This window comes from Halobacillus sp. Marseille-P3879, assembly GCF_900240285.1.
Classification (GTDB): Bacteria; Bacillota; Bacilli; order Bacillales; family Halobacillaceae; genus Halobacillus_A.
Window position 1 is genome coordinate 707316 of record NZ_OESS01000002.1, and the last position, 26492, is coordinate 733807.

The 26492-nt window shown below is 41.3% G+C and carries 23 protein-coding genes and 1 pseudogene; 19 read left to right on the forward strand and 5 right to left on the reverse strand.

The annotated features are described in order from the left end of the window. Nucleotides 1-108: 108 nt before the first annotated feature. The 3 genes and pseudogenes from C1A12_RS21670 to C1A12_RS11360 form a co-directional block, all read right to left on the reverse strand. Nucleotides 109-273 (reverse strand): annotated as a pseudogene (locus C1A12_RS21670) (transposase); the annotation flags it as partial. A 155-nt stretch (nucleotides 274-428) separates the two neighbouring features. Further along, nucleotides 429-743, reverse strand: coding sequence for a hypothetical protein (locus tag C1A12_RS21675; protein WP_145997046.1), 315 nt, complete (start codon nucleotides 741-743; stop codon nucleotides 429-431). Nucleotides 744-882: 139 nt separating this feature from the next. After that, a complete protein-coding gene (locus C1A12_RS11360) occupies nucleotides 883-1500 on the reverse strand; it encodes a cyclase family protein (protein WP_101843993.1) in 618 nt (205 codons plus the stop codon). Nucleotides 1501-1660: 160 nt separating this feature from the next. On the opposite strand from C1A12_RS11360, the gene C1A12_RS11365 reads away from it, so the two are divergent. The 16 genes from C1A12_RS11365 to C1A12_RS21105 all read left to right on the forward strand — a co-directional run bounded on the left by C1A12_RS11365 (nucleotide 1661) and on the right by C1A12_RS21105 (nucleotide 19525). After that, the gene (locus tag C1A12_RS11365; protein ID WP_101843994.1) at nucleotides 1661-1885 is read left to right on the forward strand and encodes a hypothetical protein; all 225 of its coding nucleotides are present in this window, start codon (nucleotides 1661-1663) and stop codon (nucleotides 1883-1885) included. Nucleotides 1886-1940: 55 nt separating this feature from the next. Then, nucleotides 1941-3011, forward strand: coding sequence for an AI-2E family transporter (locus tag C1A12_RS11370; RefSeq protein ID WP_101843995.1), 1071 nt, complete (start codon nucleotides 1941-1943; stop codon nucleotides 3009-3011). An 81-nt stretch (nucleotides 3012-3092) separates the two neighbouring features. Beyond that, nucleotides 3093-4163, forward strand: coding sequence for an ABC transporter ATP-binding protein (locus C1A12_RS11375; RefSeq protein WP_101843996.1), 1071 nt, complete (start codon nucleotides 3093-3095; stop codon nucleotides 4161-4163). Next, nucleotides 4160-5686 (forward strand): ABC transporter permease/substrate-binding protein, encoded by a 1527-nt coding sequence (locus C1A12_RS11380; protein ID WP_101843997.1) that lies wholly within the window; start codon nucleotides 4160-4162, stop codon nucleotides 5684-5686. Before C1A12_RS11375 ends, C1A12_RS11380 begins: the two co-directional genes overlap by 4 nt. 12 nt (nucleotides 5687-5698) lie before the next feature. Next, entirely contained in the window at nucleotides 5699-6109 is a 411-nt protein-coding gene (locus tag C1A12_RS11385) for a CoA-binding protein (protein WP_101843998.1), read from the forward strand. Nucleotides 6110-6292: 183 nt separating this feature from the next. Further along, complete coding sequence (parE, locus tag C1A12_RS11390) at nucleotides 6293-8254, forward strand: DNA topoisomerase IV subunit B (RefSeq protein WP_101843999.1); 1962 nt, start codon at nucleotides 6293-6295, stop codon at nucleotides 8252-8254. Between the two features lie 15 nt (nucleotides 8255-8269). Beyond that, the gene (gene parC / locus C1A12_RS11395) at nucleotides 8270-10720 is read left to right on the forward strand and encodes a DNA topoisomerase IV subunit A (RefSeq protein ID WP_101844000.1); all 2451 of its coding nucleotides are present in this window, start codon (nucleotides 8270-8272) and stop codon (nucleotides 10718-10720) included. A gap of 127 nt (nucleotides 10721-10847) precedes the next feature. Next, nucleotides 10848-11480 carry a TetR/AcrR family transcriptional regulator gene (locus C1A12_RS11400; protein ID WP_101844001.1) on the forward strand — a complete coding sequence of 211 codons (633 nt, stop codon included), beginning with the start codon at nucleotides 10848-10850 and terminating at the stop codon, nucleotides 11478-11480. Nucleotides 11481-11546: 66 nt separating this feature from the next. After that, nucleotides 11547-12689 carry an acyl-CoA dehydrogenase family protein gene (locus C1A12_RS11405; RefSeq protein WP_101844002.1) on the forward strand — a complete coding sequence of 381 codons (1143 nt, stop codon included), beginning with the start codon at nucleotides 11547-11549 and terminating at the stop codon, nucleotides 12687-12689. 19 nt (nucleotides 12690-12708) lie between these two features. Continuing rightward, a complete protein-coding gene (locus C1A12_RS11410; RefSeq protein ID WP_101844003.1) occupies nucleotides 12709-14361 on the forward strand; it encodes an AMP-binding protein in 1653 nt (550 codons plus the stop codon). Continuing rightward, nucleotides 14361-15716, forward strand: a complete 1356-nt coding sequence (locus C1A12_RS11415; RefSeq protein WP_101844004.1) for an acetyl-CoA carboxylase biotin carboxylase subunit — start codon at nucleotides 14361-14363, stop codon at nucleotides 15714-15716. The genes C1A12_RS11410 and C1A12_RS11415 overlap by 1 nt, the downstream gene beginning before the upstream one ends. A gap of 12 nt (nucleotides 15717-15728) precedes the next feature. Continuing rightward, nucleotides 15729-15941 (forward strand): acetyl-CoA carboxylase biotin carboxyl carrier protein subunit, encoded by a 213-nt coding sequence (locus tag C1A12_RS11420; protein ID WP_101844005.1) that lies wholly within the window; start codon nucleotides 15729-15731, stop codon nucleotides 15939-15941. Between the two features lie 14 nt (nucleotides 15942-15955). Then, a complete protein-coding gene (locus C1A12_RS11425; RefSeq protein ID WP_101844006.1) occupies nucleotides 15956-16873 on the forward strand; it encodes a hydroxymethylglutaryl-CoA lyase in 918 nt (305 codons plus the stop codon). Next, nucleotides 16873-17652 (forward strand): enoyl-CoA hydratase-related protein, encoded by a 780-nt coding sequence (locus C1A12_RS11430; protein ID WP_373420467.1) that lies wholly within the window; start codon nucleotides 16873-16875, stop codon nucleotides 17650-17652. Before C1A12_RS11425 ends, C1A12_RS11430 begins: the two co-directional genes overlap by 1 nt. Before the next feature lie 17 nt (nucleotides 17653-17669). Next, nucleotides 17670-19193 (forward strand): acyl-CoA carboxylase subunit beta, encoded by a 1524-nt coding sequence (locus tag C1A12_RS11435; protein WP_101844008.1) that lies wholly within the window; start codon nucleotides 17670-17672, stop codon nucleotides 19191-19193. Nucleotides 19194-19363: 170 nt separating this feature from the next. Beyond that, the gene (locus C1A12_RS21105) at nucleotides 19364-19525 is read left to right on the forward strand and encodes a hypothetical protein (protein ID WP_159462186.1); all 162 of its coding nucleotides are present in this window, start codon (nucleotides 19364-19366) and stop codon (nucleotides 19523-19525) included. 1 nt (nucleotide 19526) lies between these two features. On the opposite strand, the gene C1A12_RS11440 is transcribed toward C1A12_RS21105, so the two are convergent. After that, the gene (locus C1A12_RS11440) at nucleotides 19527-21488 is read right to left on the reverse strand and encodes an AMP-binding protein (protein WP_101844009.1); all 1962 of its coding nucleotides are present in this window, start codon (nucleotides 21486-21488) and stop codon (nucleotides 19527-19529) included. A 325-nt stretch (nucleotides 21489-21813) separates the two neighbouring features. On the opposite strand from C1A12_RS11440, the gene C1A12_RS11445 reads away from it, so the two are divergent. The 3 genes from C1A12_RS11445 to C1A12_RS11455 all read left to right on the forward strand — a co-directional run bounded on the left by C1A12_RS11445 (nucleotide 21814) and on the right by C1A12_RS11455 (nucleotide 25148). Beyond that, a complete protein-coding gene (locus C1A12_RS11445) occupies nucleotides 21814-22962 on the forward strand; it encodes an NAD-dependent epimerase/dehydratase family protein (RefSeq protein ID WP_101844010.1) in 1149 nt (382 codons plus the stop codon). A 13-nt stretch (nucleotides 22963-22975) separates the two neighbouring features. Beyond that, the gene (locus C1A12_RS11450) at nucleotides 22976-24145 is read left to right on the forward strand and encodes a glycosyltransferase family 1 protein (RefSeq protein ID WP_101844011.1); all 1170 of its coding nucleotides are present in this window, start codon (nucleotides 22976-22978) and stop codon (nucleotides 24143-24145) included. 445 nt (nucleotides 24146-24590) lie between these two features. Continuing rightward, nucleotides 24591-25148 (forward strand): hypothetical protein, encoded by a 558-nt coding sequence (locus C1A12_RS11455; RefSeq protein ID WP_101844012.1) that lies wholly within the window; start codon nucleotides 24591-24593, stop codon nucleotides 25146-25148. Nucleotides 25149-25168: 20 nt separating this feature from the next. Here C1A12_RS11455 and C1A12_RS11460 read toward each other — a convergent pair whose 3' ends face one another. Continuing rightward, entirely contained in the window at nucleotides 25169-26410 is a 1242-nt protein-coding gene (locus tag C1A12_RS11460) for an MFS transporter (RefSeq protein ID WP_235001588.1), read from the reverse strand. Nucleotides 26411-26492 lie beyond the last annotated feature (82 nt).

Genomic DNA, 26492 nt, shown 5'->3' on the forward strand with positions numbered 1-26492 from the left:
CCCGAGCCTCCTCGTGAAAACCCCCACTGCGGGGTCTCGGATCGCCCGTTTTTCCACAGGAGGCTCGTGGTATTTGACCGCCCTTCACCGAAAAAACCTCTCCTTCACCTAAATCACCTTGGTTAGGTGAAGGGCAATCTTCTTCATGTTCTGGCAGGCAGCTGTCAGTAACGCTTGCTCTCGAACTTTTTCTACTCTGCGCAAGCGACAATAACGCAGCCCATACAGTTCTTTTGAATCTGCGAAGCTACGCTCAACTTTCTCTTTTCTCATGCGATTGGAAAAATCGATTTAACCGAACCTGTTCTTTATCCCTCTCCCATACAAGGCGTGTAATGGTTTGCTGGTGCTTTTGATTTTGAGTGCACCTCACAAGAAGAGGACAGGTCTCACACTGTAAAGTATCTGATTTATAATGACGATATCCATCACGGTCCGTTGTCGCCTACCTTAGCTCTTCTCCTTGTGGATATATAAACATCGCGGTTCTCATCATATTTGGATTTCCATTTCAGAAATCCTTTTTTATTCTGGTGACGTGGATGGGCAATTATACCAAATATATTTCGTTGGACAAGTCCATGACAGATAAAGGAAGTTAAATACCCAGAATCTAAACCCGCAGCTTTCACAGGAAAGCTGAATCGTTCCACTTGGCGATCTAAACGGTTTAAGTAGAGTTTGGGATCATGGATGCTTCCATGTGTGACATGAATCTCTCTCATAATGTTGTACGTTTTCACGTAAAGCTGACGCCGTGCCATCAAGCGAAGTGTTGACGAGTGTTGGTAAATATCCTGCTTTACACATAAATAATCCGAACTGATTTCAACAAAATCGTTCGGATTATTATAACTCTATTCAGTTTTATCTCAACTTTACTTATTGATCTTTATCAAAAAGCAGAACACGTGCTGGAGAAGCGTCTGTTCCCACTAGTTTCATAGGAGCTGCAATCATTTGATAAGACTTTTCCTCGACATCTTTCAGCCTTAATCCTTCGATTACTATGATCTCTGCTGCAAATAAAGATTTGTGAGTAGGATGTTCAGGCTGACTGCGTTCAATCCCAAGTGAGTCGATTCCTACTCCTCTAATGTTTTTTTCTGCTAGATAACGAGCTCCGTCTTCCTTTAAAAAGATAAATTCAAAGTTGAACTCCTCTTCATAAGAATTACGGGTCTTAAACAAAATGAAATCATTTTCCTGAATATCTAATTTTTCAATGTCGGCTTTTGTAATGCCGTCTTCTACATGACTGAGATCAAATACCTTTGCCTCTCCGATTAGTTTATTCATAGAGATGCTTTCAAATGTATCGCCGTCATTCACCATATGTAGCGGGGCATCGATGTGTGTTCCTGTGTGAGCATCCATCTCCAGGCGTGATTCAGTTACGTGACCATTCGTATTGCTCTTAAAGGCAGGCTGTTTTTCCGGTTTGTTTTTATAAACCGGCATACCTTCATACACAGACTGGGTAATGTCGATCATTTTCATGAATAAAACTCCTCTCAAAATACGTAAGTTAATTGTTTCACTATCTATTCTTACACGGTTTTACATGAGTCGCAACCATTAGGAGCAGACAGAAGAAAAGGAGGGAAATGAACGATTCTGTAGAAAACTATTAAATAACGTAAAAAGGAGGAAGGACTTAATGAAACAGAGTAATTTATTTGAATTAGGCGGTATAAATGGTGATCCTTTATATAGTGAAATCGAAAGTCTCACCCAAGGGAAGTCTTATATTCTAATAGGCAGATATAAAGTGATTAGAAATAGCTTTGGGCTCTTTGAGATTACTGCAGAGGGGATTTTTGATTGTGCCGGCAGCGTTACTCAGTGTTATCATTACTTCCACAGTCACACAAAATATGATTAACGCAGACGGTGTTGAGGTAAACACCTTTATAATCATTAAAATTGAGGTGTCTGCTATGTGGCTTAATCATGCGTATTTTAAATATATGACAGGTATAATTTTAGCTTTAATCTGTATTTACTTATTAACTTTACTCGATGCTTTTTCACCGGCAGCCACAATCATAAGTACTTTATTCTATCCCATTTTAATTGCCGGCTTTTTTTATTACATATTTAAACCGGTTGTCCGCTTTCTGGCAAAATCTAAATTCATCCCTTTAACGGCGGCGGTACTAATTGTATATGCGGCAGCGGCCGGGCTTTTTTATGTTATGTACCGCTTGCTGGCTGCTACAATTCAATCGCAGGTATCGAAAATTTCTTCCAATCTGCCGGAGGATTTAAAACAATCAGCAAAGGAAGCAGAAAAAACGATTGAAGAGAACAATATGGGCATGGTGTCTATGAGTAAAATCCGTCAGCAGGCTTCGAGCTTTTTCAGTGAGTTAACAAGTGCAGTTGGTAACCATGCGACCGAGATAGTGTCTACTATTACAGGAGCTGCTACTGTTCTTGTTGTAATTCCTTTTGTGTTATTTTTCTTTTTAAAAGATGGACATCGTCTGGTTCCTTTTCTGATGAAATTTATTCCTTCCGATCATCAGAAGGAAGGAAAGAAGATTCTTAAGAACATTGATCAGACATTAAGCGCTTATATCATCGGGCAGATTACCGTGGCATTTACAGACGGAGTATTGATGTTCATCGGTTATTTAATTATCGGCCTTGATTATGCATTAGTGCTTGCTATATTTGTATTTTTAACCGCCGTTGTTCCATTTTTTGGACCGTTGATCGGTGTTCTTCCTGCTGTCGTGGTCAGTTTGACGCAGGACCCGGTGATGATTATCTATGTTTTTATTATCCTCATTGTTGTCCAGCAGTTAGAAGGGAATATCGTAGCGCCGGTAGTGCTTGGAAACCGGTTGAATGTTCACCCTTTAACGATTATTCTCTTATTAATCGTTGCGGCAGCTTTATACGGTTTTATCGGGATGCTGATTGCTATACCCCTCTATTCGGTATTAAAAGTAACTATTAAGAATTTCTACAGTTTTTATCGATTGCGGCGGATTCGAACATAGCGGCCCTGTTCGCTCAGGTTTTATTTAAATGGAATCAGGGGAATATAATGTTGATCTTTGTAAATGATTAGGGGGAAATTTATGATTACGTTTGAAAATGTCACAAAAACGTACACAGATGGAACTACGGCACTAAGTTCCATTAATTTAAGTGTGAAGGACGGGGAGCTGTTAACCCTGATAGGTCCCAGTGGGTGCGGAAAAACGACAACGATGAAAATGATTAATCGATTGATTGAGCCTACGAGTGGGGAAGTTTTTATACATAATAAAAACATTCAGGACTATAACATCCACGAACTGCGTTGGAACATAGGCTATGTCCTTCAGGAAATCGCCTTGTTTCCCCACATGACCATCGAAGAAAATATATCGATTGTTCCCGAAATGAAGAAGTGGAATAAAAAAGACATTTCTAAGAGAATCGATGAGTTGATGAAAATGGTCAATCTCGACCCGGAAATACACCGTAGGCGGAAACCAAGTGAGCTTTCAGGCGGTCAGCAGCAGCGCGTAGGCGTTCTTCGTGCTTTAGCAGCTGATCCAGATATTATTTTAATGGATGAGCCATTTAGTGCGCTCGATCCGATCAGCAGGGAACAACTGCAAAAAGATATCTTGTCTCTGCATAAGGAAATAAAGAAAACGATTGTTTTTGTGACCCATGATATAGATGAAGCTATGGCAATGGGAGATCGTGTTTGTCTCATGCAGGAAGGAGAAATAGTTCAAGTGGACAGTCCACAGAATCTAATTTTGAATCCTGCCAATGCCTTTGTAGAAGACTTTATCGGCGAGAGGAAGTCTCCATGGCAGACAGCTGTTGATGTAATTATCGATCAGACCCAACAGCATGTTATATCGTTGAACGAGTTTGAGGAAGGTGCTGTTCCTCAACTGGAAGCCTATGTCGTCAAAGATTCAAATGGGGCTTTTTTGTTTGGAGTTTATAAAGGTGAAAAGGTAGATATGCCTGTCATTGAGCATGGAAAAACATTGACCGAAGCAATGAGTGAATTTGAAAAAGTCCGTTATCCGCTTCTTCCTGTAGCCCGGAATAATTCTGTCATCGGCACTTTATCGTACAAGGACATGGTGTTTCACCTCAAGAAGCAAATGATGAAAACTAAGAGTGAGGTGATTAAGCCATGAACAGCTTTATTGAGGTGTTTCAACAGAGACAGGGTATTCTTTTAGAAAAAATATGGGAACACCTGCAAATTTCTATTATTGCTCTTGTGATTGCTACCTTAATTTCGGTACCATTAGGTTTACTTTTAACTAGAAAAAAACGTGTCGCAGAACCTGTTATTGGTGTAACGGCTGTACTGCAGACCATTCCAAGCTTAGCCGTACTAGCTTTTCTAATTCCTTTTTTTGGTATCGGGCAGACTCCTGCCGTAATAGCATTAACAGCTTATGGTTTATTGCCGATCCTTAGAAATACGTATACAGGAATTAAGGAGGTCGATCCTGCTCTTAGAGAAGCGGCGACGGGAATGGGCATGAACTCTTTTCGACGTCTTTCTAAAGTTGAACTTCCACTCGCAATGCCGGTAATTATGGCAGGGATTAGAACTTCTATGGTACTAATTGTAGGGACGACGACGATTGCCGCTTTAATCGGGGCTGGCGGGCTCGGCGATTTAATTTTGCTTGGACTGGACCGCGGAGGAGATGTAAACTTAATCTTACTAGGAGCTATTCCTGCTGCCGTCCTCGCTATCGTACTCGATTTAGTGCTGCGGTTATTTGAGCGTACCTCAGCAAAATCCGGTTTCAGGTCTTTAGTCAGTTTACTTGTCATTGCCGCACTGATTGCTTTAGGCCCTCTCGCGTTTGGGGGTAAAATCCAGAACGATATAACGATAGGTGCAAAGTTAGGTTCAGAACCAGCGATTTTAATTAATATGTATAAGCTGTTAATCGAAGAAGAAACAGATCTTAGTGTTGGACTGGAGGAAAACCTAGGAAAAACTGATTTGGTATTCGGGGCCTTGCAGGAAGGAAGTATTGATATGTATCCTGAATTTACAGGTACAGCTATTGTTTCTCTGTTAGAAGAAGAAGCAGACAGCAATGATGAAACAGAAGTCTATGAGCAGGCAAGACAGGGCATGTCTGAAGAATATGGCCTTGCTTTCTTACAACCGATGGAATTCAATAATACTTATGCCGTAGCCACTACTAAAGAAACTGCAGAACAGTATGATTTAGATACGATCGGTGACTTAAGGTCTGTTCAGGATGAAATTACTGCCGGTTTTACACTGGAATTTAATGACCGTCAGGATGGATATCAGGGTATGAAAGAAGTGTACGGGCTTGATCTTGCTGAGGTAGAAACAATGGATCCAGGTTTAAGGCAGGGAGCTATTGAAAATGGAGACGTTGATATTATTGATGCTTATGCGACTGACAGTTATATGATTGACCTTGATTTGACTGTGCTCGATGACCCAGAAAATCTGTTTCCTCCTTATCAAGGGGCCCCCCTTTTGAGAGAAGAAACACTTGATCAACATCCAGAAATCGAGGATGCTTTAAATCAGTTAAGCGGTCAAATTACAGACGACGAAATGAGAGAAATGAATTACGACGTTGATTTTGAGGACCGTGATCCCGAAGAAGTAGCAAGAGAGTATTTAATAGAGAATGGGCTGATTGAAGAATAGGAGGTTATTGATATGTTTAAAAACCCTGAAAAGGAAAGATTGCGTAAGATTTTAAACACTTCAGAAACTATTGCAGTCGTTGGCTTATCCGACAAACCTTATCGTACGTCGTATCAGATCAGTCAGGCGATGCAACAGGCCGGGTACAAAGTTATTCCCGTTAATCCTCAAATATCAGAAGCTCTAGGTGAAAAAGCCTATGCATCGTTAAGTGACGTAAAGGAGAAAGTAGATATTATTAATGTGTTTAGACGCTCTGCTTTTCTACCGGGAGTTGCAGAGGAAGCTAAACGAATCGAAGCTAATGCTTTCTGGGCCCAGCAGGGAGTCTATCATGAGGATGTGCCTGCTATTTTAGAAGGAAGCGGCATGGAGGTTATTATGAACAACTGCATCAAAGTAACTCATGCGCTGGTTAAATAAAATCGTAATTTTAGTGAAATCCCTGTTTTTACAGGGGTTTTTTCGTGTATGATAATGAAAATGGATTTGCGTCTTTTTATAAAACCGCTACAATATAACAAGTGATGTTTTTAAATGTACGTTTACACTTGGGAACATTTGTTCTATTATAGTAGTAGGGATATGTCGTGTAGAAAGGAGCCGATGGAAAAATTGTCGAGTCAAAATCAAGTTTATTCAGATGATTCCATACAAGTATTAGAAGGTTTGGAGGCTGTTCGTAAGAGACCGGGAATGTATATAGGTTCTACAGATCAGCGTGGTCTCCATCACCTCATTTTTGAAATTGTGGACAATTCAGTTGATGAAGCATTAGCTGGCTTTGGTAAACAATTAACGGTTACTTTACACCGTGACGGCAGTGTTTCTGTTGCTGATGAAGCACGCGGGATGCCGACTGGAATGCACCAGACAGGCAAACCTACACCTGAAGTTATTTTAACTGTCCTCCACGCTGGAGGGAAATTTGGACAAGGCGGTTATAAGTCAAGCGGAGGTCTGCACGGAGTTGGTGCTTCCGTCGTTAACGCTTTGTCCGAATGGCTGGAGGTTCACATTTGTCGCGATGGGGAAAAATTTTACCAGCGATTTGAGAACGGCGGCATACCGGTCACTTCTCTAGAGAACCGCGGAGGAACGAGAAAATCAGGGACGACCATTCACTTTAAGCCGGATCCTGCGATCTTTTCTGTGACTAAGTTCAATTATGAGACATTGTCAGAAAGGCTGAGAGAAGCCGCTTTTTTATTGAAAGGTTTTAAAATTAATCTCAAGGATGAACGTGAAGGGATAGAGGAGTCTTATCAGTTCAACGACGGACTGGAATCATTTGTCTCTTATTTGAATGAAGAGAAAGACACCCTTCATCCGGTCGTTTCGTTCGAGGGTGAACACACTCAAATTGAAGTGGATTTTGCATTCCAGTTTAACGATGGATTTACTGATAGTATCCTTTCCTTTGTCAACAACGTCCGTACCAAGGACGGTGGAACCCATGAGTCCGGTGCTAAATCTGCGATTACAAGAGTGTTTAACGATTATGCAAGAAGGGCTCAACATTTAAAAGAGAAAGATAAAAATTTAGAGGGTAATGATATCCGTGAAGGGTTTACAGCCATAATATCCGTCCGGATACCTGAAGAGCTGCTGCAGTTTGAAGGACAGACAAAAAGCAAGCTTGGGACGTCTGAGGCACGTTCCGCTGTTGATGCTGTGGTAGCTGAACAGCTTTCATATTTCCTTGAAGAAAACCCGGATGTTTCTTCTATGCTTGTTAAAAAAGCGATCCGCGCTAAAGAAGCCAGAGAAGCAGCAAGAAAGGCCCGGGAAGAGGCGCGCTCAGGAAAGAAACGGAAACGTAAAGATGCTTTGTTAAGCGGAAAGCTGACCCCTGCCCAATCCAGAAACGCGGAGAAGAATGAGCTTTATCTTGTTGAGGGGGATTCAGCAGGAGGCTCTGCCAAACAAGGAAGGGATCGAAAATTCCAGGCAGTTTTACCTTTAAGAGGAAAAGTGATTAACACTGAAAAAGCAAAAATTGCCGATATCTTTAAAAACGAAGAAATCTCCACGATTATTAATACAATCGGTGCAGGGGTAGGCGGTGATTTTGACGTTGAGGATTGTAACTATAATAAAGTGGTTATCATGACAGATGCAGACACAGACGGAGCACACATACAAGTTTTGCTCCTGACCTTCTTTTACCGTTATATGCGGCCGCTTGTCGAAGCAGGAAGAGTGTTTATTGCTCTGCCGCCATTATATAAAGTTTCAAAAGGCAGAGGAAAAAAAGAAAAGACCGAATATGCCTGGGATGAAGAGGGCATGCAAAAGATTTTAAAAGAATTTAAAAATGGATATACAATCCAGCGTTATAAAGGGCTTGGTGAAATGAACGCCGAGCAGCTTTGGGAAACTACTATGAATCCTGAAACGAGAACATTAATTCGAGTAACCATTGATGATTTGGCCCGGGCAGAACGCCGCGTGACCACCTTGATGGGTGATAAGGTTGAACCTCGCCGGAAATGGATTGAATCCCACGTCGCTTTCGGTCTTGAAGACGAAGCAAATATTTTAGAAAATGAGAAAATCGAGAAATAAAAGGGGGATCTTCTGTTGGCTGAGGCAGAAAAGTTTTTAGATTTACCATTAGAAGAAGTGCTGGGCGACCGATTTGGACGCTACAGTAAATACATTATTCAGGAAAGAGCCTTACCTGATGCAAGAGACGGGTTGAAGCCTGTGCAGCGTCGGATTCTATATGCGATGCATCAGGAAAAAAACACGCATGATAAAGCATACCGCAAATCTGCGAAAACAGTGGGTACTGTAATTGGTAATTATCATCCTCACGGCGATACCTCTGTATATGATGCCATGGTGCGTTTAAGCCAGGATTGGAAAGTTAGAAAATCTTTAATCGAAATGCACGGAAACAACGGCAGTGTGGATGGGGATCCTCCCGCTGCCATGCGTTATACAGAAGCAAGGTTATCAAGTATCTCTTCTGAACTATTAAGAGACATTGAGAAAGATACTGTGGAGCATATTCCGAACTTTGATGATACGATTACAGAGCCTACCGTTTTGCCGGCTAAGTTTCCTAACTTATTAGCTAATGGCGCCACGGGTATTTCGGCAGGTTATGCAACTGAGATTCCTCCTCATAACCTCGGAGAAGTGATTGATGCCGTCATTATGAAGATCGATAAACCGCAATCTACTGTGAACGATCTCATGCATAAGCTGAAAGGGCCTGACTTTCCTACCGGCGGTATTATCCAGGGAATTGAAGGTCTTAAAAAAGCCTATGAAACTGGAAAAGGAAAGATAATCTTAAGAGGAAAAGCCGAAATCCAGCCTGTCAGAGGCGGGAAAGAGCAAATTGTTATCGATGAAATTCCTTTTGAAGTGAACAAGGCCACCCTTGTAAAACGGATGGATGAGCTTAGAATTGACCGTAAAGTAGAAGGCATTTCTGAAGTGCGGGATGAAACAGACCGTACTGGAATGAGGATTGTTATAGAGCTGAAGAAAGATGCGAACAGTGAAGGAGTTTTAAATTACCTTTATAAGCATACTGACTTGCAAATTGCTTATAACTTTAACATGGTGGCCATCTACGATCGTACGCCGACTTTATTGAGTCTGCCGCAAATGCTGGATGCCTACATTGCCCATCAAAAAGAAGTCGTTACGCGTCAGTCTGTTTATGACTTGAACAAAGCTCAAAAACGGGCTCATATTGTGGAGGGATTAATAAAAGCAATTTCGATCCTGGACGAAGTTATTGCTACCATCCGAGCTTCAAAAGACAAAGCTGATGCTAAAGTTCAGTTGATAAAGTCATATGATTTTACTGAAGAGCAGGCTGAAGCGATTGTGACCTTGCAGCTGTACCGCTTAACTAATACAGACATAACCGAATTGGAAAAAGAAGCGGATGAACTGGCTAAGCAGATAGACTATTTACAAGCTTTGCTGAACAGCGAAAGCAAGCTCTTACAAGTTATTAAATCAGACCTTCGTTCCATGAAGAAGAAGTATGCTGACGACCGGATGACTAAAATTGAAGAAAAAGTTGAAGAGCTTAAAGTTGATTTAGAAGTAACTGTAGCAAGCGAGGATATTGTTGTTTCAGTGACGAAAGACGGATATGTAAAACGAACCAGTTTGAGATCATACAGTGCTTCCAATGGGGAGGACCTTGCCATTAAAGACGGCGATCACCTGCTTAGGCTGCTGGAAATAAACACAACAGATACGATTCTGCTGTTTACCAACCGCGGGAAATATTTATATCTGCCCGTGCATAAACTGCCGGATATACGCTGGAAGGATCTTGGCCAGCACATCGCCAATATTGTCTCTATCGATAAAGAAGAGTATTTAATCGATGCCATCCCGATCAGGGAATACAAAAACGATCATTATCTCATATTCTTTACGAAAAACGGCATGGTCAAGAAGAGTGAGCTCGAACTTTACCAGGCAGCCAGACATTCGAAGCCTTTGATTGCTGTTAATTTAAAAGAGGATGATGAAGTCGTCGACGTTCATTTAACAACTGGACGCGCTGATATTTTTATAGCCTCCAATAAAGCGTACGGTTTATGGTATTCGGAAGAAGAAGTGAATACCGTAGGGCAAAGAGCAGCGGGGGTTAAGGCGATTCAGCTTAAAGAAGGCGAGCGGGTAATTTCGGGACAAATTTTTCAACCCGAGGAGGATCCATCCATAGTATTAACCACCCATAGAGGAGCCGTAAAAAGAATGCGTTTAAAGGAATTTGAACGTAGCTCGAGGGCTAAACGAGGGGTTATTATGCTGAGAGAACTGAAGAAAAACCCTCACCATGTAGTAGATCTTCACGCGGTAAGAAGTGAAGATACTATAGTTATAAAAACAAAAAAAGAAGAATTAAAGACCGTGCAGCCAATGGACTTTAAAGCGAATGACCGGTACAGTAATGGCTCTTATGTACTCGATGTGGAACACAGCGGAGAAGTTACAGAAACCTGGGTGCAGCCACAATACGAAAAACCATTTCATACCGAAGAATCTTAAAGGATCAGGACTCTTTCTATTTTATTAGGAAGGGTCTTTTTATTAGTAATACAGAATAAATGGCAAATGTTGTTTTTTTAGAAAATTATGATAAGATGAATGTATATTCAGTTTGAGGGGATGGTGTATGTTAAATTTACGAGACCGAATCATTGAGCATTCACTAGACTTGTTTGATCAATACGGTTTCCATGGTGTCACCGTTAAACAAATTGTTGAGGCCTCAGAGACATCTAAAGGTGGTTTTTATCATCATTTTCAATCAAAAGATGAGCTTCTTTTCGTCATCCATGATGCATTTATTACATACGTATCTAAAGAAGCAAAGCGAGCAGATGCCACTCACACATCACCTATTGATAAAATCCAGGAAATCACAAGAGTGTTTGTCAGAGTGTTTGACCTCTATAAGCCTCACCTTTCCGTATTTTATCAAGAGAGTAAATATTTAAAGCCTGAATATGATCAGCAGATTCAGTTAAAACGTGATGAATTTAAGAATATTCTCCACCAGGTCATCACAGAAGGGCAACAGTCAGGTCATTTTAGAAAGGAACTACCTCCGGGGTTAACAAGTATGGCAATTTTAGGCATGGTTAACTGGATGTACAAATGGTACCGAAGAGATGGAGAATACTCCATTGACGAAATCGCTGATGTCTTTATTGACATTATTCTTCACTCACTTTTACCATCTAACGAGTCTGCAGTTTATCGAAGTCAAATGCTGCATATCCCTTTTTTTTATGAAAATAAGTAAACGCTTACAATTATTTTTTTGCCCAATACAGACCAACCAGTCGGTCTTTAAACGAGGGGGAAAATCATGAATTTTGAACTGACAAAAGAACAGGAAATGACACGTAAAATGGTTCGGGATTTTGCTGACGGAGTGATCCGTCCGCGTGCTGTGGAAATCGATCAAAAAGCCGAGTTTCCAGAAGATATTTTTAAGGAAATGGGCCAGCTTGGATTGCTGGGTATCCCTTTTCCCGAAGAATACGGCGGCGCAGGAGGAGATACTGTCACCTATGCATTAGCTGCAGAAGAAATCGGAAAGGTCTGTGGTTCTACTGGTTTAAGTTATGCAGCAGCCGTGTCATTAGGGGCGAGTCCCATTTATTATTTTGGGACTGAAGAGCAGAAGCAGCAGTTTCTCGTTCCTCTTGCAAAAGGAGAAGGTCTGGCTTCGTTTGGATTAACCGAGCCGAATGCTGGTTCAGATGCGGGAGGAACAAAAACGAAAGCAGTTCTTAAAGACGACTGTTACATTATTAACGGGGAGAAATGCTGGATTACGAATGCAGAATACGCCAGGTCGGTTACAGTCACGGCTGTTTCAGGCAGGCGAGATGACGGAAAGAATATCATTTCAGCTTTTATAATTCCAAAAGAAACGCCGGGAATGAAGATTACAAGCCCTTACGAAAAAATGGGGGTCCGCGGGTCGAACACTTCGGAAATTATCCTGGAGGATGTATCTGTTCCTAAAGAAAATATTCTGGGTGATCCGGATGGCGGGTTTAAGCAGTTCCTTTATACACTTGACGGCGGCCGTATTTCTATTGGTGCTTTAGCCGTAGGGATTGCACAAGCTTCTCTGGATAAAGCACTTGCTTATGCCAAGGAAAGAAAGCAGTTCGGACAGTCCATATCTAATTTTCAGGCGATCCAGTTTAAGCTTGCTGACATGGCCATGGAAGTCGAACTGGCAAGAAATATAGTATTAAAAGCAGCCTGGCTGAAGGATCAGAAGAAAAACTTCTCTAAAGAAGCCGCTTACGCCAAACTGTTTGCTTCCGAGACGGCTTTTCGGTCTGCAAACGAGGCAATTCAAATTCACGGTGGTTATGGTTATATGCGGGAGTACGAAGTGGAGCGCTATTTAAGAGATGCCAAATTGTTGGAGATAGGGGAAGGGACATCCGAAATTCAACGGCTAGTTATTGCACGTCAATTAGGCTGTTAATTACTAAAGGAGGTTTACGATGTCTTTATTAAAAATGACGGTAGGAGAACTGTTAGAGAAACAGGCAGAACTGTATCCCGGCCATGAAGCGATGGTTTACCCGGAGCATAACTTAAGAAAAACATATAAAGAATTTAATGAAATGACCAATGAAGCAGCAAAAGGATTTATGGCTTTAGGAATTGAGAAAGGGGATCATATGGCTATTTGGGCCGATAATAAACCCGAATGGCTGACGGCGCAGTTTGCCACCGGAAAAATGGGGGCAGTGCTCGTTACTGTGAATACAAATTACCGGGCACAGGAACTGGAGTATTTATTAAAACAGTCTGACGCTTCGACACTGATTTTAGCAGAAGAATTCAGAGGGGTTTCCTACATTGATATCTTAAAGGAAATTTGTCCAGAGCTTGATCAATCGATGAAGGGTGAATTACAAAGTGAAAAGCTTCCTCAGTTAAAGAACATTATCGTTTTAAGTGATAAAGAATATCCGGGCTGTTACACATGGCAAGACGTCCTCCGCGCAGGACAATCCGTCAGCGATGAAATGTTGGAGGAGCGTCACTCTTCTCTGCACTTTGATGATGTCATAAATATGCAGTACACCTCCGGTACAACAGGATTTCCAAAAGGCGTCATGCTGAGCCATTACAACATAGTTAATAATGGCAACCAGGTGGCTGACTGTATGCGGTTAACATATGAAGACCGCTTGTGTATCCCTGTACCGTTTTTCCATTGTTTTGGGTGTGTTTTAGGCACAATGGCAGCCGTTTCAAAAGGCACCACGATGATTATTCTCGAGCAGTTTGATCCTGAAGCGGTGCTTAAAGCGGTAAATGAAGAAGCCTGCACAGGACTCCACGGCGTACCAACGATGTTTATCGCTGAGCTTAATCACCCTAGCTTTATGAAATACAAGCCAACGACACTAAGAACCGGGATTATGGCAGGGTCTACTTGTCCAATGGAAGTTATGAAGGACGTTATGGATAAAATGGGAGCCGATGAAATTACGATTGCATACGGACAAACGGAATCTTCCCCTGTTATCACTCAGACAAGAACTGATGATCCCATAGAACTTCGTGTGCGCTCTGTAGGAAAAGCTCACCCTCATGTAGAAGTTAAGGTGATTGATCCGGCAACACAAGAAGAGAGTGAACCCGGGATTCCCGGTGAACTCTGTACCCGGGGTTATCTTGTCATGAAAGGCTATTATAAAAATAAAGAAGCGACAGAGGCGGCCATTGATGAAAACCAATGGCTTCATACAGGGGATATTGCAGTGATGGATGAGAATGGCTATGTAGAAATTACCGGGCGCATGAAAGATATGATTATTAGAGGCGGGGAGAATGTCTATCCACGGGAGATTGAAGAATTCCTATATCAGCATCCAGATGTGCTCGATGTCCAGGTAATTGGAGTTCCTGATGCCAAATACGGGGAAGAAATAATGGCTTATGTGATTCCTAAAGAAGGAAAACAGCCCGATCAAGAAGATATTCGAAGCTTCTGTGAAGGCAGAATCTCAAAACATAAAATTCCCCGCTATATCCGGTTTACAGACGAGTATCCGATGACGGCAAGTGGAAAGATCCAGAAATATAAACTTAAAGAAGCGGCCCTTGAAACCCTGAGTATGAATGAACAAGGAGGTTCGTAATGTTTTCTAAAGTGTTAATTGCTAATAGAGGAGAGATTGCAGCCCGTATTATTCGTACGTGTAAACGATTAGGCATCACGACCGCAGCCGTATACTCTGAAGCTGACCAGGATGCCCCTTATGTCAGGGAGGCTGATGAAAGCTATCTGATCGGCAAACCGCGTGTGAATGAATCTTATTTAAATATCGATAAAGTAGTAAAAGCGGCTAAAGACTCGGGAGCAGAAGCGATCCATCCGGGTTACGGCCTGCTCAGTGAAAACGCGGGATTTGCAAAGCGCGTAAAAGAAGAAGGGCTTACGTTTGTGGGTCCCTCATCTGAAGTAATTGCAAAAATGGGCGATAAAATAGCGGCACGGAATGTGATGAAGCAAGCAGGTGTTCCTGTAGTCCCGGGAACAATGAAGGCAGTGGAAAATGTGGAAGAAGCAATCGAAATAGCAGAAGAAATGGGTTACCCGGTAATGGTGAAAGCTGCTGCCGGCGGTGGGGGAATTGGAATGCAGGCTGTTTCCTCAAGCGATGAATTAACCAAGGCATTTGAGGGGAACCAGAAGCGTGCAAAAACCTTTTTTGGCGATGGAAAAATGTTCATTGAAAAGCAGATTGTAAATCCCCGGCACATTGAAATACAAGTTCTGGCTGATCATCATGGGCATGCCCTGCATCTGTTTGAAAGAGAATGCTCGATACAGCGCAGACATCAAAAGGTTATTGAAGAAGCTCCTTCTCCTTTTCTGTCTGAAAAAACCCGGCAGAAGATGGGCGAAAGTGCGCTTCAAGCTGTACGTACTCTTGGCTATACCAATGCAGGTACGATTGAATTCTTAGTAGATGAAAAGGAAAATTATTATTTTCTTGAAATGAATACGCGTCTTCAAGTCGAACATCCCATAACCGAAGAAATCACAGGCATTGATCTCGTAGAGCAGCAGCTGCGGGTGGCAGCGGGAGAAGTTTTATCCTTTAAACAGAAGGATCTCATCATTGAAGGGCATGCCATAGAAGCAAGAATTTATGCTGAGGATTCGAATACGTTCTATCCTTCTCCAGGTCAGCTGTCAAGACTCTCTCTTCCTCATGGAGATGGAATTCGTCATGAACTGGCCGTTGATGGGACGTCTATCGTTTCTCCCTATTATGATCCCATGATTGCTAAGTTAGTTGTTCATGCACCGTCTAGAGAGGCTGCCATAGAACAGCTGACCACCGCGCTTCATCACTATGAAATTGAAGGGATTAAAAGCAATATAATGATGCTGAAGCGGATTGTGACCAATGATCAATTTCTTAAAGGAAATACTACTACATCATTTATTCAAGATTACTATTTACCAGCGATCTCACAACAATAAGGAGGAAGACAAATGACTGAAATTAAAGCCTCAATGGCAGGAAGCGTATGGAAAGTCGTCGCCCAGGCAGGGGAGCAGGTGGCTTCAGGTGACGACATTGTGATTTTAGAATCTATGAAAATGGAAATTCCAATCCCTGCGGAAGCTGAAGGATTGGTGAAAGAATTAAAAGTAGCTGAAGGTGATTTTGTGAATGAAGGGGACGTTATTGCCATCATCGAGTGATAAGGAGTGTAAGCATGAAAGCTCTGCCCAAATTCGTAACCATTAAAGAGGTGGGCCCGCGAGACGGTCTGCAGAATGAACCGGAACAGATTCCTACGGAAATCAAAGTAGAATGGATCGATCTTTTATCTAAAGCAGGATTTACATCAATTGAGGCCAGCTCTTTCGTCCACCCAAAATGGATTCCTCAACTGAAGGACGCAAAAGAAGTGATGCAGCAAATAAGGCGGGAACCTGGGGTAGGCTATTCAGCCCTGGTTCCCAACTATAAAGGGCTTAATGTTGCGCTAGAAGCCAATGTTGATGAAGTGGCTGTATTTATGTCTGCCAGTGAAGCTCATAACCTGCGGAACATTAATAAATCGATTGAAGAAACATATCCAATATTAGAAAAAGTTATCAAAGAGGCAAAGCTGCATAACAAACGAGTAAGAGGTTACGTATCAACGGTGTTTGGGTGTCCTTATGATGGAGAGGTCCCAATTCCCAAAGTTATTGAGGTGTCTCAGCATCTTTTAAATATGGGAGCGGATGACCTATCGCTTGGAGATACCATTGGTGCAGCTGATCCTCTGCAAGTTGACCATTTTCTAAAGGAAATAAAGGGAGTACTTAACTTTAATCAGATTGCCATGCATTTCCATAATACAAACGGTATGGCACTGGCAAATGTGCTGGTTGCCCTTCAGCATGGCATAGTGATTTATGACAGCGCCTTAGGCGGACTAGGGGGGTGCCCTTACGCAAAAGGAGCATCCGGAAATCTGGCTACAGACGATTTAGTTCATATGCTTCACAAAATGGGGATTAAGACCGGGATTGATGAAACTAAACTAACTGAGGCAGCTGTTTATATTCAGGATGCATTAAACAAAGAGCTCACAAGTCATCAGATGCAAGTACTAAACCGCACGATGCAGGAGGAGGCCTGATTATGGTTTTGGTAGAACTGGAGGTTATTGAATCTCATATTGGCTGGCTTACTATAAATAGAAGTGATGCAGCCAACAGCTTATCTCATAATGTATTAAACCAACTGGCGCAGCGGCTGGATGAGATTGATGAATCCAACATAAGAGTACTTGTTATAACCGGAAGCGGTTCCAAAGCTTTTTGCGCAGGCGCGGATTTAAAAGAAAGATCGGGAATGACAGACGAGGAAGTTGTTCGTACGGTGAAGAAAATTGGAGATACGATCAGCAAAATTGAACAATTATCTATCCCAACGATAGCTATGATAAATGGTGCAGCTTACGGCGGAGGGCTTGAATTGGCACTTGCTTGTGATATTCGCACGATGAGTAAAGACGCTAAATGCGGTTTAACGGAAACTTCTCTGGCCATTATTCCTGGAGCAGGAGGGACCCAGCGTCTGCCTCGATTAATCGGCCCCGGGAAAGCTAAAGAAATGATATTCACAGCAAAGCCGGTGACTGCTCAGGAGGCCTTTGCCATCCATCTTGTCGAATCAATTTTCACCACCGAAGAATTAGCAGAGCAGACTCTCCATATGGCCCGGACAATAAGTAAGAACGGTCCTGAAGCATTAAAAATGGCAAAGACTGCGATTAACCATGGGTGTGAGGTCGACCTCAGGACAGGTCTTGAGTTTGAAAGACAATGCTATAAGCACACTATCCCTACAAGCGATCGAATAGAAGGGATACAGGCTTTTAAGGAAAAACGCAAGCCGGAATTTAAAGGGAAATAGAGAAGGGGGTATTATCGATGAACGATACGTTGCAATCAATGAAGGAAAAAGTAGCCTCAGGCGGACTCGATAAATATCACGAAAGCAATCGCAGCAAGGGGAAAATGTTCGTACGCGAACGTCTGCAGCGATTGTTTGACGATGACTTAAATATTGAAGATGCTTTTTTTGCCAATTGTATGGATGGTTCATTACCTGCTGATGGCGTAATCACAGGGATCGGAAAGATTAACGGAGAGCAAGTATGTGTGATGGCAAATGATTCAACGGTTAAAGCGGGATCATGGGGGGCACGTACGGTTGAAAAAATTATAAGAATACAAGAGACAGCCATGAAGCTGGAAATTCCTATGCTGTATTTAGTTGATTCGGCAGGTGCCCGGATTACAGACCAAGTCGAAATGTTCCCCAATCGAAGAGGGGCAGGACGAATTTTTCATAATCAAATTAAGCTTTCAGGCAGGGTGCCGCAAGTTTGTCTTTTATTCGGCCCTTCTGCGGCAGGTGGAGCTTATATCCCGGCGTTTTGTGACATTGTAGTGATGGTGGACGGAAATGCCTCTATGTACTTAGGATCCCCAAGAATGGCGGAGAAGGTTATAGGAGAAAAAGTAAGTTTGGAAGAAATGGGCGGAGCTGAAATGCATTGTTCCATCTCAGGCTGCGGAGATGTTTTAGCTGCGGATGAAGAAGAAGCCATTCATTATGCAAGACGCTATTTAAGCTATTTCCCAACGAACTTTAGAACTGCACCTAAACGCGTAGAAACGATTGATCCAGCGTCATTTGAAAAAAGTATTTCCGATCTTATTCCAACCAACCAAAATGCCCCTTTTGATATGTATCAATTGATAGAACGTATTATTGACGAGCAATCCTTCTGTGAAATTAAAAAGAAATTTGCTCCTGAAATAATTACGGGGCTGGCAAGGATGGATGGTCGTACGATAGGGATAATCGCCAATCAGCCGCGTGCAAAAGGCGGGGTGTTATTTCCTGATTCAGCAGATAAATCAGCGAAGTTCATGCAGCTTTGCGATGCGTTTAATATACCGCTGCTCTTCTTAGTTGATATCCCGGGTTTTATGATTGGTACTAGGGTAGAACGCGCTGGGATCATCCGGCACGGAGCAAAAATGCTTTCTGCCATGAGTGAGGCTACAGTACCTAAAATTTCTGTTATTGTGCGCAAAGCATATGGAGCGGGACTTTACGCCATGGCTGGCCCTGCGTTTGAACCTGATGCCTGTATTGCACTTCCGACTGCGCAGATTGCAGTTATGGGACCTGAAGCAGCAGTTAACGCAGTGTATGCTAATAAGATTGCTGCACTGGAGGAAGCCGACCGCCCTGCATTTATAAAAGAGAAACAGGAAGAATACAAAGAAAACATTGATTTATACCGATTAGCTTCAGAAATGGTAATAGATGATATCGTGCAGCCTGATCACCTTAGAGCTGATTTAATGAATCGATTTGAAGCTTATCAAACAAAAAATGTGACTTTTACAGACAGAAAGCACGGAGTATATCCTGTATAATAACAAGAAAGTTATACTGATGGATCTGTCTTAATTTATAAAAATGTCGCCTGGCCGGGTGGCATTCAGGCTGTCGAGAACTTTCTCGACAGCTTTATTTGTGTGCCCAGAGCTTCGTGATCAGACAAGAAAAGGATTATCTGCACTGCACAAGGATGAGGAAGACTACGATGGATCTGTCTGCCCCGCAGTGGGGGTTTAAGAGAGGCCCGGGCGTTCGTCAGCGGAAGCGAATTGTATTCGCCCGCACGAGCACACCAAAAAAGCTTGTAGAAAAAACGGGGCTTCTCTACAAGCTGAATGTCCATATAGTCGGTGGCATTTTTATTTGATTTATTTTTTGGAAAGCTGGGTAGTGCCGATATTTTGAATTTCCTTCAAAGTATAGGAATTCTCAAGAGCGCTTAAGTCGCCGGCGGGTTGATTTAAATAAGCTGCTTTTATGGCTCTTCTCATCACTTTTGCATTTCTTGTCTTCGGTAAATCAGAAACAGCAAACACTTTCCGGGGAGCTAATGCTTTTCCAAGTTTATAGATTAAATACTCTTTTAATTCAACCATTAAAGCTTCTGTCGGCTCAACATCATGATTTAAAACAACGAAGGAAACAGGCTCCTCTCCTTTGACGTCGTGAGGTACACCGATTACTCCTGCTTCCGTTACGGCTTCATGGCCTACCAGCACGGATTCGACTTCGGCAGGACCCAGACGTTTTCCGGCTACGTTTAGGACGTCGTCTGATCTTCCGGTGATGGTATAATAACCATCTTGATCAACAGCAACCCAGTCTCCATGCACCCAGATATCCTCGTAACGGTTCCAATAAGTATCACGGTATCGCTGATCATCGTTTAAGAACCCTTTCGTCATACCGACCCAGGGCTGTTTTAATACAAGTTCTCCAACCTCGTCAGCTAAGGAACAGCCATTCTCATCGTATACATCTATATCCATGCCAGGCAAAGGAGCATTGAATGTGACAGGTTGAATCGGACGAACGAGTACATTTCCTAATATACCTCCGGAGATCTCAGTACCGCCGGAGTAATTAAAAATTGGAACTTTAGATCGGCCTACATGTTTAAACAGCCATTTCCACGGTTCAGGGTTCCAAGGTTCTCCAGTTGATGCAATTAACTGGAGGGAAGAGAGGTCATGGTTATTAATCCAGTCTGTGCCGTGCTTCATCATGGAGCGGATTAAGGTAGGGGAGATCCCTAAATGAGTAACATTATAGTAATCGACCATTTTCCAAAGACGATCAGGTGTTTTATAATCAGGAGTTCCTTCGAACATTACGATGGATGCTCCATTAAGCAGTCCTCCGTATACGAGAAAAGGACCCATCATCCACCCCATATCGGTGTACCAAAAAATCGTATCTTCCTTCTTGAGGTCCATACCAATACCAGCGTCAAATGCAGCTTTAATTGGAAAACCGGAATGGGTATGAAGGACACCTTTAGGTTTACCCGTCGTGCCTGAAGTATAAATTAACATAAATTCATCATTTGCTTTCATTGCTTTAGGTGAATATGGCTTATTTTCCTTAAGAAGAGAATGATAACTAATATCCTTTTCTTTGTTCCAAGGTATTTCCTCACTTGTACGCCGGACGACGACAATGTGTTCAAGATTTCTGCATTGTTTAGCAGCTTCATCTGCTTCTTGTTTCATTTTTACCGTTTTTCCTCTACGGTAAAATCCGTCGGCCGTAATTAGCACCCTCGATCCGGAAGCGCTTACACGGGTGGCGATAGCATCCGCTTTATACCCTGAAAATATCGGACAGATAATTGCCCCGATTTTCGAAACGGCAAGCATAGCAATCAGTGTTTCCTTAATCATCGGCATGTAAAGTGTGATAATGTCACCTTGTTCGATACCTAATTGTTCCAGCCCGTGGGCGAATGCATCTACTTCCTGCTGTAGTTCTTTATAGGATAAGGAAACTCTTTCTTCATTATCACCTTCCCAGTATAACGCGGTTTTGTGCTGGGTAGTAGGATCATCTGCCCATTTATCTAAAGCGTTATGGGCTACATTGATCTCGCCGCCTGTAAACCACTCAGGATACTGGATCCCTTTTGAAAGGTCGAGAACTTGATCATACTCTTTGTACCATTCTACACCAAGGACGGAGACTGCCTGTTCCCACAGCCATTCAATATCCTGAATAGACTGTCGATGGAATTCATCATAATGATCAAACCCTAAAGATTTCATCCATTGGTATAATCGTGTGTTTTTCATTGATTCCTCATCAGGTATCCATGCTGCTTCGAATTCGCTCATCATTATATCCTCCTTACATCTTTCTGTAATTAATTATACTTATAAGTTCAGTATAACTGATTATAAGAAATGAATGAACATTCAATCTTCGAAGGAATGGTGGAAATTTCGAAAACGTGAATAATTTATATACAAATTGGGGTATATAGAGGAAGAGTAACGGCAAAAAATAATTGTGTTTCTATTTTTATAATGGTAAAGTCAACATCGTAGGAAGCGTGATGATAGAGAAAAATTTTCTAAAAGTTATCATTACCTGCATACAAACAAAGAATGTTATTCTAAAATGGAAATGAAATTGTTGATCGTAACTAGGAGGTAGATTATGAGAATTATAGTAGCAGGGGGAGACGGTTTCTGCGGATGGCCGACCGCATTATATCTATCTAAACAAGGGCATGAAGTAACTATCGTAGATAACCTGGCAAGAAGAAAAATAGATGAAGAATTGCATTCCAATTCAGTAACTCCAATCGCATCTTTAGAAGAGCGAGTGGCTAAATGGAAAGAAATAACGGGTAAAGAAATCCGTACGTTTATCGGTGATTTAAATCACTATGATTTTTTAAGCGAAGTTTTTCGTCAAACTGAACCTGAAGCTTTCGTACACTTCGCTGAGCAGCGTTCAGCCCCTTACTCGATGATCGATCGTGAACATGCGGCTTACACGCAGACGAATAATGTAATTGGTAATTTAAATGTTCTCTATGCTATCAAGGAATTCGCGCCTGAGTGTCACCTTATTAAACTTGGAACCATGGGAGAGTACGGCACGCCGAATATTGATATTGAAGAAGGATATATCGAGATAGAACATAACGGAAGAAAAGATACACTTCCTTATCCTAAACAACCAGGGTCTTTCTATCATTTATCCAAAGTTCATGACAGCCATAACATTATGTTTGCCTGTAAAATTTGGGGTATCCGTGCCACTGATTTAAATCAGGGTATTGTATACGGACTTCACACGGAAGAAACTCAGCAAGATCCGGTATTGGTGAACCGTGTAGATTATGACGGCGTTTTCGGAACGGCTCTTAATCGTTTCATCAATCAAGCTGCAATCGGCCACGATATTACCGTTTATGGTACAGGAGGACAGACCAGAGCATTTTTAAACATTGAAGATACAGTTCGATGTGTGGAAATTGCTGCAGAAAATCCAGCCGACCGAGGGGAGTTTCGTGTATTCAACCAATTCACAGAATGGTTTTCAGTACAGGACCTCGCAGATAGAGTACAGAAGATTGCTAAAGAAGAAGGTTTTGAAACAGACGTTAAAAATATTGAAAACCCTAGAATTGAGAACGAAGATCACTATTATCATGCAAAGAACACGAAGCTTCGCGACTTAGGGCTTGAGCCTCACTTACTGACAGATGAAGTGATCCGTGATATCTTAAAAATTGCCGTAGAAAACAAAGATCGAATCATTAAAGAAAACGTATTGCCATCCATTACGTGGAAGTAAGGAGTTTTCCGCTTTGAAAATCGCCATAATCACTGAAACTTTTCTGCCATCTACTGACGGAGTAGTAACAAGATTGAAAGAAGCAATTAAATATCTTAGGCAGCAAGATCATGAAGTTGTTGTTATTGCTCCGGATTTTGGCGTAACTGAATATGAAGGTGCGATTGTTGAAGGGGTAAAAACAACTACAATGCCTTTTTACAGGTACAGAGAATTCTCTATGCCGCAAAAAAAGGTGAAATCTTTATTACTTGAACATGATCCGGATATTGTACATGTAGTGAATCCGGCTTTAGTTGGTGTCTCAGGAGTCTACTATGCAAATAAATTGGATTACCCTTTAATCGCTTCTTATCACACACATGTTCCTAAGTATTTAGAATACTATCGCTTGTACCCGTTCGTTCCATTAGTTTGGTGGTATTTTAAAAAGCTTCACAATTATGCAGATTATAACCTGTGTACTTCTAAAGCGATTCAAGGAGAATTGCAGGAAAAGAAATTTCATAACGTGCATGTGTGGGATCGAGGCGTAGCCATTGATCATTTTCATCCCTCTCACAAGAACAAAGAGATGAGAAACAGACTTTCAAGTGGTGAACCTGACAATAAATTAATTGTATTCGTTGGAAGGCTGGCACCTGAGAAGGAAATTCATAAAATCAAACCATTATTAGATCAACGCGACGATTTGTCCTTAGCAATTGTGGGAGATGGACCGGAAAAAGAGGCACTGGAAAAAACCTTTGCCGGAACTAAAACCACTTTTACAGGTTTACTGCATGGAGACGACCTGGCTCAAGCCTTTGCTTCATCCGATGCCCTGATTTTTCCGTCTGTTACGGAGACACTTGGATTAGTCATCCTGGAATCAATGGCTTCAGGATTACCGGTTATTGCCGCAAAAAGCGGCCCAACCATGGAACAGGTGGAAGACGGCCGAACAGGACTGCTATTTGAGAATGAAAATACAAATAGTATGATCGAAGCGATTAATCGATTAGAAGATAAAGAATTATATAACCAACTGTGTGAAAATGCAAGAAGCGAAGCAGAGAAGTTCAGCTGGCAAAAGCCTTCAGAACAGATATTGGAATTTTACCACGAAACATTAGAAGCATATCAACAAAACAAGGCAAAATCTCGATCTTCACGAAAATCTAAAATTAAGGTCACAGAGTAAGCCAAAAACTCTGTGGCTTTTTTTTTGCACAAAGAGGAAGGGAAACTTTGGTATAATACTTAGTAGCAACTCCGAACTTATTATAAAAAAGTCTCATTAAGATGAAAATAGTCTCAGGTAAACAATATAAGCAGCCAGGAAATGAGTATTTAATCCAGAGATTTAAATTTTTGGTAATCAACAGAATTACTGTATTTTTAAATTTTGTCTCACTATCATAAGTATACTTGGTAATTGAGACCTAACGATAATTTCAACTTTAACTTCCTATAATATATATTATGTTAACTAGAAAAATAAAAAATAGTATGATTCATCCATGCCCTTCAATTTTAATCTTTACTTTCATCCAATTCTTTTTTCAGCAAACTCTGTACATTGAGTTTTAGATCATTTTCAAATATTATAAAAAGTAGTCAAAAAATATATGAATGGATGAATTATTATGAAAAAAGTCTCCTTTTTTCTAAGTATGCTTGCCGGTTTTTTGATTTTCCTTTCACGTCCTAAAAAAGTACTGGCTCCTATTACTCAACAGCATCAAGGTTTATATCCAGGTACAGAAATCGAGATTGAAGCTGGTGATTTACTCTTTTCTCCTATTGGAAAAAGCGAATCAAAATACGTGGGACATGTAGGTATCCTGGACACAAATCATAAAGTTACCCACTCCGTTCCATCCGGTTTAATACAAGACTCAGTAGAAAATTACTGTAAAAAGTTTGGATCGATTACAATTTATGCTCCACGCCGACCAGAACATGGGTTAAAGGCTGCATCTTACTTAAAGAATCTCTATAATAAATTTCCTAAAGCAGATTATAAAGTCTTCTCCTCTCTTGCCTATTCAGAAGGTAAGCAATACTGCACCAAAATTGTATGGCTCAGTTATAAAAAAGGAGCCGGAATAAACCTTGGCAGTCTTCCTGATTATGCCAAAGCCGTACACCCTCGTTTTATAAGAGATTTATCATTTTTATATAAAAAAGGTGCCATCAATTAAATGATGCAGCACCTTTTGCCTCACGCAATACTTTCTTTTGCTTTTTTTGATTGATCAGTTTTTATCATGAACAGAACGAGTACTAGTAAAATTATACCTATTCCTCCGGCTGTAAAGTAGCTTATGTTTAAATAATTCTTCATAACCATTGACATACCTGGTGGTCCCAATGCCACCCCTATAAACCTTGAAGAGCTGTAAAACGAGGTTATCGTTCCTCTCTCTTCTTTTTCAATTCCTTCTGTAATCATGGCATCCAGCGTAGGTAGAATAGCACCAATTGCTATTCCCATTAAAGTTGTAATAACCAGCAGCCATAACAGCTTTTCACTGACCATACCTATAAATACCACTGTTCCTGAAGTCATAATTAAACTGAAGAGCAGTACCATCTTCATCACTTTGAGCTCACCTTTGATTAACTTTCCGGTAACAAATGAGGATATACATAAACCAAAAAGAGGTATGGCTAAATAAAAACCTTTTTTCACGCCATACAAATCATGGGTTTTCTCAAAAATATCCGATAAAAAAAATAACACCCCGAATAAAATAAGCATCAGGTATACACCTATAAGAAACACGGTATAAAGCCATTTCCCTTCCTTGGAAAAAATCTGTTTCGTTTTCTTGATAAAAACCTTAAACTTAGGAGGCTCCTCTTTCTTTTTGGGCGCTTTTATAAAATAGAAAACAAGTACAATTGAAATTAAACTAAAAAAAGATATTGAAAAAAACGGAAGGAACCATAGAAACGCAGCAAAGGCCGCCCCCAGTATAGGACTTAATACTTTTCCAAAGGTGTTTGATGTTTCGATAATTCCTAGACAGGAGCTTGTTTTTTTATCGTCATCTTTATAAAGATCACCAACCAATGGGAGAATTATCGGCGTTGCACCAGCTGCCCCTATCCCCTGAAGGATACGGCCAATTACTATCCATGTAAAAGGATTATCAAGTTTCCATGAAGCAAATCCAGCAATAATCCCTCCGATAAAGGCAAGAATCAGGCTTGGGAGAATAACAACTTTTCTACCGTAACGGTCGGATAAATACCCAGCAACGGGGATAAGAAATATAGCAGCAATTGAATAACTTGTTATAATCATACTTGACTGAAAAGAAGAAATACCTACCTTCTTTTCAAAAATTGGTAACACGGGGATTAACATCGAATTCCCCAATGTCATGACCAGCGGGATCGAAGCCATGCTTACAAGACACCATTTGCTAACTTTTTGTTCCTGCGCATCGTCAGCCATATTCACACCTCATTCAATTTTCTCTCTTCCGTTATTTTTCTTTAAGAAGAAAAAAATATACGAGGAATAATTTCGCAGAAAA

Excerpts from the sequence above, each read along its gene's own strand:
- C1A12_RS11360 (WP_101843993.1), bottom strand. The coding sequence starts at position 1,500 with ATGAAAATGATCGACATTACCCAGTCTGTGTATGAAGGTATGCCGGTT.
- C1A12_RS11365 (WP_101843994.1), top strand. The coding sequence starts at position 1,661 with ATGAAACAGAGTAATTTATTTGAATTAGGCGGTATAAATGGTGATCCT.
- C1A12_RS11370 (WP_101843995.1), top strand. The coding sequence starts at position 1,941 with ATGTGGCTTAATCATGCGTATTTTAAATATATGACAGGTATAATTTTA.
- C1A12_RS11375 (WP_101843996.1), top strand. The coding sequence starts at position 3,093 with ATGATTACGTTTGAAAATGTCACAAAAACGTACACAGATGGAACTACG.
- C1A12_RS11380 (WP_101843997.1), top strand. The coding sequence starts at position 4,160 with ATGAACAGCTTTATTGAGGTGTTTCAACAGAGACAGGGTATTCTTTTA.
- C1A12_RS11385 (WP_101843998.1), top strand. The coding sequence starts at position 5,699 with ATGTTTAAAAACCCTGAAAAGGAAAGATTGCGTAAGATTTTAAACACT.
- parE (WP_101843999.1), top strand. The coding sequence starts at position 6,293 with ATGGAAAAATTGTCGAGTCAAAATCAAGTTTATTCAGATGATTCCATA.
- C1A12_RS11400 (WP_101844001.1), top strand. The coding sequence starts at position 10,848 with ATGTTAAATTTACGAGACCGAATCATTGAGCATTCACTAGACTTGTTT.
- C1A12_RS11405 (WP_101844002.1), top strand. The coding sequence starts at position 11,547 with ATGAATTTTGAACTGACAAAAGAACAGGAAATGACACGTAAAATGGTT.
- C1A12_RS11410 (WP_101844003.1), top strand. The coding sequence starts at position 12,709 with ATGTCTTTATTAAAAATGACGGTAGGAGAACTGTTAGAGAAACAGGCA.
- C1A12_RS11415 (WP_101844004.1), top strand. The coding sequence starts at position 14,361 with ATGTTTTCTAAAGTGTTAATTGCTAATAGAGGAGAGATTGCAGCCCGT.
- C1A12_RS11420 (WP_101844005.1), top strand. The coding sequence starts at position 15,729 with ATGACTGAAATTAAAGCCTCAATGGCAGGAAGCGTATGGAAAGTCGTC.
- C1A12_RS11425 (WP_101844006.1), top strand. The coding sequence starts at position 15,956 with ATGAAAGCTCTGCCCAAATTCGTAACCATTAAAGAGGTGGGCCCGCGA.
- C1A12_RS11435 (WP_101844008.1), top strand. The coding sequence starts at position 17,670 with ATGAACGATACGTTGCAATCAATGAAGGAAAAAGTAGCCTCAGGCGGA.
- C1A12_RS21105 (WP_159462186.1), top strand. The coding sequence starts at position 19,364 with ATGGATCTGTCTGCCCCGCAGTGGGGGTTTAAGAGAGGCCCGGGCGTT.
- C1A12_RS11440 (WP_101844009.1), bottom strand. The coding sequence starts at position 21,488 with ATGAGCGAATTCGAAGCAGCATGGATACCTGATGAGGAATCAATGAAA.
- C1A12_RS11445 (WP_101844010.1), top strand. The coding sequence starts at position 21,814 with ATGAGAATTATAGTAGCAGGGGGAGACGGTTTCTGCGGATGGCCGACC.
- C1A12_RS11455 (WP_101844012.1), top strand. The coding sequence starts at position 24,591 with ATGAAAAAAGTCTCCTTTTTTCTAAGTATGCTTGCCGGTTTTTTGATT.
- C1A12_RS11460 (WP_235001588.1), bottom strand. The coding sequence starts at position 26,410 with ATGGCTGACGATGCGCAGGAACAAAAAGTTAGCAAATGGTGTCTTGTA.